Genomic DNA, 6,759 nt, shown 5'->3' on the forward strand with positions numbered 1-6,759 from the left:
CATGGCGAATCACAAGTTTGCGTCGCCCGAGGTCAGCGCCATCAGCAAGCGGCCGCGAATGCGCGCGACCACCTCCGACCAGTCGCCGCCCGGAAGCCGACGGAACAGACGCATCGTCGGATACCACGGACTGTCATTGCGCGTGTAGTGCCAGCGCCAGTCGCCGAAGAACGGCAGCATCAACCACACCGGCTTGCCCATTGCAGCCGCCACATGCGCGACCGACGTATCGACGGTCAGCACGACGTCGAGCGCGGCGATCGCGTTGGCGGTTTCGTCCATGGTGCGCAGCGAAGCGCCGACATCGTGGAAGTTCGGCAGGCGCTTCGCGTAGTCCGCAGCTTCGTCGGCACCTGCGCCCTTCTGCAAACTGAAGAACTCCGCATCATCTACCTTGAAAAGGTCGTCCAGCACAGAAAGCGATGGCAATGACCGCTGCCTGTCGTTCTCATGGGTCGGCGCGCCTTTGAACACGACGCCCACTTTCAGCTTGCCCTTACTTTCCGTCAACGCAGGGAACGCAGTTTTGCCCGGCGCATGCAGGTATGGCACCGACTTCGGCAACGCTTCGAGGTCCAACGCGATGTGAGCCGGAATCGCATGCGGAAACACCCAGTAGTCGTGCGGCGGCAACTCGGCGGCTTGCGCGACGCTGAGCACCGTGTCGGCCTCTCCCGAGCGCTCGAACAACGCCACGAGCGGTGCCTGACATACCACCGACACCTGCGCAGCGCCACATTGCTCACGCAGAATACGCGCGAATCGTAAGAAGAAGATTTCGTCGCCGAGACCGAACTCGCTCCATATCACGATCGACTTTCCGCCGAGCGGCTCGCCGGACCAGGCACGAATCGTCGACGGCGGTTGCACTGTCGTGCGGCGCTGCCATCCGAACTTGCTCATCCACGATTCGCGTGTGCGGAAGCCTTCCTGTATCTTGCCTCGCGCGATGGTGTGCAACGCGTGATAGAGCCGCGGCAGATGCTGATCCGGCAGACATTCGATGCATTGAGCCCACAGTCGGTCGATATGTTCGATCAGATCCCAGCGCAACCATGCAAGCATCGCACCGTGATAGACCTCGAAACGGTAGGGATACGTTTTCACGGCGAGTCGCCAGGCACGCAGACTTTCCTGCGCGTCTCGCGCCTTCGACGCAACGTTCATCATCTCCCTTGCGCTCGGTACAGCGCGCTTTCGCAGCACGATTTCGATCGCACATTCGGCGAGGCCACGCGCGGTCTGATCGACATTCGCGCGACGCTCATCGTAATTCTCACGCACCAGAGTTACGCGTTCGCACGACGCGACCGGCGCGAATGCACGCACCAGATCCAGCACGTTCACTGATCCCGGCAGCGTTTTCTCCGGTTTGCAGATCGTGAAGCTGACCTTGTGCTCGCGATTGAACGGGCTCGGCCACTTGCCCTTCTCATACAGATCTTCGTCGGGAACAGTCAGGATCGCATAGCCGCCCGGCTTGAGCAGTTCCAGCCATCTGGCCAGTCCCTGAAACGGATTGGCCAGGTGTTCGAGGCAATGACTCGAGTGCACGAAGTCGAACGATGCGTCCGGTGCGCCCGCCATGCGAAGCGCGTCGCCTTGCGCCTTGTCCCAGGACACGATCTCCGTCACGCGCGGAAAGGCGTGTGCATGCGCGTTCAGCGGGTCGTCGCCGGCGCCGATGTCAATGCCTTTGCCCGCGAAGTAGTGCTGCTGGAACGACGGGTCGCGTGCGCGACGCATAGCGGATTTGCTGGTCTCTTTCATGTTCGTCTCACTGTGCTCCATGCAGCTCGTCGAGCCACAACGCTTGCATACGCTCGCCCAGAATTTCCGGACGTCCGTGGAAGATCAGCTTTTCAATGGCTTTCGGGCCTGCCATTGCCGCACCCAACTCGCGGCGTTCGTGCGCGTTTTCGATTAGACGCAGCGCGGATGCCTTGTATTCGTCGTTCGTCTTCGTGATGGTCCACTCGGGGAAACCGAGGCGGCGGAACATACCTTCGTCGATATGTTCATGCACTTCGCGGCCTGTCTTGCAGACACCCACGAGCCCTGCCCAGACCGTATCGACGATTCCGTTCGTGTTGCCGAACGGGAACGGGTTCAGGAACATGTCGCAACCGGCGATCACCTTCATGTAACCGGCGTAGCCCTGATGCTTGTGAACGACAGCATTTTTCCCAAGCAATCGACGTATCAGGTTGCGCACTTGCGGGAATACGAGACCGGTTGCCTGACCTACCAGGAAATGGAACTCCACCGGCACGCTTGCTTCGCGGGCGATCGCTGCGCACGTGTGCAGGAAACCTGGGTTGAGCTTGATCGTCGTGCCCGCCACTGCAATTTTCACGACATTGGACGGCTCTTTCTCAGCCGGCAGTTCCAGTTCTAGCATGGCGGCCGGCGCGCGATAAGGCATGCCGTCAGAGGGCAGCTTCAACAGCTTTTCGCTGAAGCACGCTTCGTCGCCCACATAGTCTTCTTCGACCACGACGTAATCCATTGCATGACCGTGTGTCGTGGCCGGATGACCCAGCGCCATCAATTGCAAAGGCGCGACGCGCAGGCACGCGAGGACCATCGTGATCGGGAACATGCCGACGCTCGGCATGTACATCTGCTGCGCGTTGCGCGCTTCGCTCGTGTCCCGCACATGACGCGCGGCTTCCCACACGTTCGCGCCTTGCAGCGGAATGAACTCATGAAACACAGCCTTGCCGGCGTCGTCAACACGGCCGTCGTAGCCCATGCCGATCAGGTGGAACTTGTCACGCATCGCGACGAGCGTCTGCGAATGCGTGCGATAGATCGAATGGTTCTTCGAGAACCATTCGAGCACGACCAGGAGCACCGGCTTCTCACCCTCGACACGAGCAGCCGTGCGCGTCACGTCCGTAATGCCAAGCGACTCGAGCTTGCGGCGAATCAGCGCGTTGATCGGCTTCTTGATGTCGTGCTTGGCTGCCATGTCCGCGTAGCTGCAGTGCATGTAGACGTCGTGCAAGACGCCCATCGGCAGAGAATCGATGCTGTCGATCTGCTCGAGCCGCTCGGGCAACCAACGCAGCAGCAGTTCGCGCTTCTGGTGCGCCGACGGCGTGCCGAGGAAACGCGACGACATGATCGTCATCGCAAGAGATGCCGCCATCGTCTTGTCGAGTTTCCACAGCGCGTCCCAGTCGAGACGAACTTCCGACTCGGGCAGATAAAACAGCTGGAACTTGCGGACTTCGCTGTTGCGCAGCTCGATGGCGTTGCGCGCGTGCTCGTCGACGCCAAGCGAGCGAAGAATATGATCGGCGTTGCGGAATGGGCTCGCGGCAAACATCGCGGCAAGCCAACGCTGGAACAACGCCGTGCGAACGATACCTGTGTCAGAGAACGTGAACTTCGGATCAGTCACGAGGCTCGTAATCGCGGACGTGAGACGTGCGAGCAGGTGATCGTCCATGATGTCCTGCGCTTCATTCGATTGAGCCCAGACGTCGACGTCCATCAGGATGCCGTAATGCTGGTCGATCTTGCTGAGCAGCTGAAGCAGTTCACGGCTCGCCTTTTCGTGTTCACGGCGATAGCAAAGATATTCGAATTTGTTGATGCTGAATTTCATGACGCTCTCCGGGGAGGGATGATGTATTGCTTGCGATGAGGTGATCGGTGCGCGAGGCGGCATCGATCGTTAATGTTTCCAGGTGACCGACAGCCAGTACTGCAGCGGCTTCTTGCCGGGGTCGACCCACGAAGCCGAAGAAAATCCATAGGGTTTCGATACCGAGGCCGAGACGGTCGCGCCGATCGGCGTAAGCCAGTCCACGCTCGCGCCGTAGCCGGCTAGCGTGCGGCTGTTGGTGACGTTGGGAACCCCGACGTAGCTTTGCTCCCAATGAGCCCACGGCGAGTGATTCACGCGGCCGACCGCGAAGTCTGTGAACACGCCGAACTGGAGCTGGTGGCCCGTGGCGACAGGAATCCGCTGATACAGCCCCGCGTTGACGATCACGCCGTCGTCGAACGAAACTTCGTCTGTCCGATAGGCGCGGACTGCGTCTGGACCGCCCGCCGTGAGCTTTTCGCTGGAGTCCAGATTGCGGCTTGCGAATTGCGAATTGACGCGGCCCGTCAGGAAGAGATTGCCGCTGCGCGTCAGCGCGTAGGTGCCGAAACCGAAACCGGTGAGCTTCGCGTAGTTGCCCGCGCGGTGCGGACCGGCGTCGAGCGCGGGCTCGTCGTTGCGCTGATGACCGAGCGTCAAGGCTGCCTGTCCGCTCAAGATGTTCGTGCGAAGTTGCTGCGGACGGTCGCCGTTGTCCGCTTGCACCGACAGCCGTACAGAATCGAGCGTGCTGTGCGCAGCGAACCCGAAGTCCTTGTATGTCGTCGCAGCCTGGCTGTGCAGAAGCGACGCTGCGCCCCAGACGTTCGCGTCCAGACCACGCATGAACGGATAAAGCACGCCAGCCTGAGCAGTGGTCGCGACGCCTGCGACCGGAGTTCCTGCGTTGATCGAGTACTGCTGGCGCGTGACGCCGCCAGTCAGACGCAGACCGTCGTCGAAGATCGGCACGCTGCCAGTCAGCGAGCCCGTCCACATCTTCTTGTCGGTGGCCATCAGCGTGAATGCGTAGCTCTCGCCCGCGCCGAAGTAGTTGTTTCCCGAAGCGGTGACGCCAAAGCGATAGCTGCCGGTGGACTCGATACCCTGGTTGTCCATGATGAGATCGGCCTGCATCGGCTTACCTTTTGCAGCAATGCTGAACACCACGTCGATGTCGCCTACGCCCGAGCCGGGCGCAATCTGCGGCGCTTTTTCGATCGCGACGCCCGGCACGTCCTGCAGCAACTGCGTAGAGCGTTCAAGGCGCAGCGTGCTCAGCACGCAGATGCCGTTGATCGAATCGCCGTTGCACAACGCGTGTGAAATGAGGCGCTGCAAGCGGGCATCGTCGACGCGGGATTTGTTTTGCACCACGATTTTCCGGATTCTTCCGGGATACACCGCGAACACCGGTTGGGCGCCTCGTTGGGCGGCGCGCCAGTCGTCGTCGGTCATCAACACCTGGGCGACCGGGAAACCACCTTGACGCAGCGCGTCCGTCAGACGTTCGGACCAGAGATTCACATCCCCCAAGTTCGAGGGAGCAGCGCCGAGCATTGCCGCTTTCTCGCGCAACACCTTGGTCATGGCTGCCTCTTCGCGGCTACCTGCGGGAATCACCTTGAAAGCAACGGCAGCCTGAACGGCGGGCAGACTAGCACTCACAGTTGCGACAGGCTCGGCGTGAGCAACGCCTGCCGTCAAAAATGGCAAAACCCACATTGCGCGAGTTATTTGCCGATTTACTTTGCTTTTCTGCGCCAACATCGAATTAACCTTGCACTCAGATTAAATACCATGGCGTCACGATTTGCGGATTTTCTGCCGAAACTGCGTCGCCCCATACATAAGAGATTAAGAGTCGGGCGTTTCGAAGCGAATAGGACTATTCCAAAAAAACTCTGAGCATCGCAAAAAAGATTTTCGGATCTGCGCAGCGGCTACGGGGCGCATTCATGGGAGTATGGGAAGTGCCATAAGCACAATTACTACAGTAAATAGGACTATTCCTATTAATCTTGTTTGTTGAAGTTTTTCTGGTCTATCAATGCGTCGATATGCGGACAAACACCGCGCCTATTAATGCGCAACGTGATTGGGAATGTGGAATAAAAAAAGGGCGGTGCATATAGCACCGCCCTCTATCGACGAAACACGAACTTGCTGGGCTGATCGTCCTGCTGCAGACGATCAGCCAGTTGCCGTCTCACCGCGCCTCAGCATGCTTCACAGCCGGCGCGGTGAAGGTGTCAGGCTGCGCCCTTGATCGTGGCGCGTGCCGGGCTGCCCGTGGGCGCGAGGCCCATTTTCAGCCAGCCATGCGACTTGACCACATACGCCTTGCCGTCCTTCACGCCGCTTTCCGTGTAGAAGTACTCATGCGTCTGCATGTTGACGGACAGGTCCGCCTTCGTCTTCTGCTGCGGATCTTCGTACGTGAAGTGCTTCACGCCTTCCGCGCCGTCGCGGTACGCCAGATGACGGTCCAGTGCACCAGCGTGCGTGAACAGCTGCACGTCGGCGGAGTTCGTCGTCATGTCGACCGTGACGTGCTCCAACTCGGCATCTGCCCAGAACACCGGGTCACCGGATTCGAGCGTCAACGCCTGCTCAGATTCCAGATACCAGTGGGCCGACAGCATGTCGCTCATGAAATAGGCCGCTGCGCCGCCAATTCCGATCGCGCCAATTGCGCCCGCTGCAATGCCACCGCTACCGCCGCTCGAACCACCGGCTGACGCGGCGCCACCATTGTCGACAGGAGGCGTGTTACCGCCGTTGTCGACCGGCGGCGTGTTGCTTCCGTTGGTGCCGCCGCTATTGCCGCTATTGTCACCGCCGTTGTTGCCACCGCTGTCGCCGCCGTTGCTACCGCCGTTGTCGCCGGGGGTCAATATGGTGCCGTTGTCGATGATGACAACCGTGCCGTTGTCCGTCACGTTCACGTTGCCGTCGATGATCGTCCCATTGCCGTTCGTCGAGTTACCCGAGATTTCGCCCGAGCCGTTGCCGGAGATGTTGATCGAACCGTTCGGATCGACGATCACGCCTGTGCCATCAGTCGAGTTGCCGCTGATGTTGATCGTGCCGTTGTCCGTCGTATTGATCGAACCGTTGATGTCCGTGCCCGTGCCGTTGGTCGAATCACCCGAGATGTT

3 protein-coding genes and 1 pseudogene are annotated in these 6,759 nt (G+C 60.0%); all 4 read right to left on the reverse strand.

Annotated features, from left to right (window positions below):
- Positions 1 to 9 precede the first annotated feature (9 nt).
- Positions 10 to 1,770: a methyltransferase domain-containing protein gene (locus H281_RS0122035; RefSeq protein WP_033379639.1), complete on the reverse strand. Its 1,761-nt coding sequence runs from the start codon at positions 1,768 to 1,770 to the stop codon at positions 10 to 12.
- A gap of 7 nt (positions 1,771 to 1,777) precedes the next feature.
- A complete protein-coding gene (locus tag H281_RS0122040) occupies positions 1,778 to 3,616 on the reverse strand; it encodes a peptide transporter (RefSeq protein ID WP_020069323.1) in 1,839 nt (612 codons plus the stop codon).
- A 69-nt stretch (positions 3,617 to 3,685) separates the two neighbouring features.
- Complete coding sequence (locus tag H281_RS0122045; protein WP_241077901.1) at positions 3,686 to 5,266, reverse strand: ShlB/FhaC/HecB family hemolysin secretion/activation protein; 1,581 nt, start codon at positions 5,264 to 5,266, stop codon at positions 3,686 to 3,688.
- 584 nt (positions 5,267 to 5,850) lie between these two features.
- Positions 5,851 to 6,759 (reverse strand): annotated as a pseudogene (locus tag H281_RS35635) (hypothetical protein); the annotation flags it as partial.

Source organism: Paraburkholderia caledonica (genome assembly GCF_000383275.1).
Lineage (GTDB): Bacteria > Pseudomonadota > Gammaproteobacteria > Burkholderiales > Burkholderiaceae > Paraburkholderia > Paraburkholderia caledonica.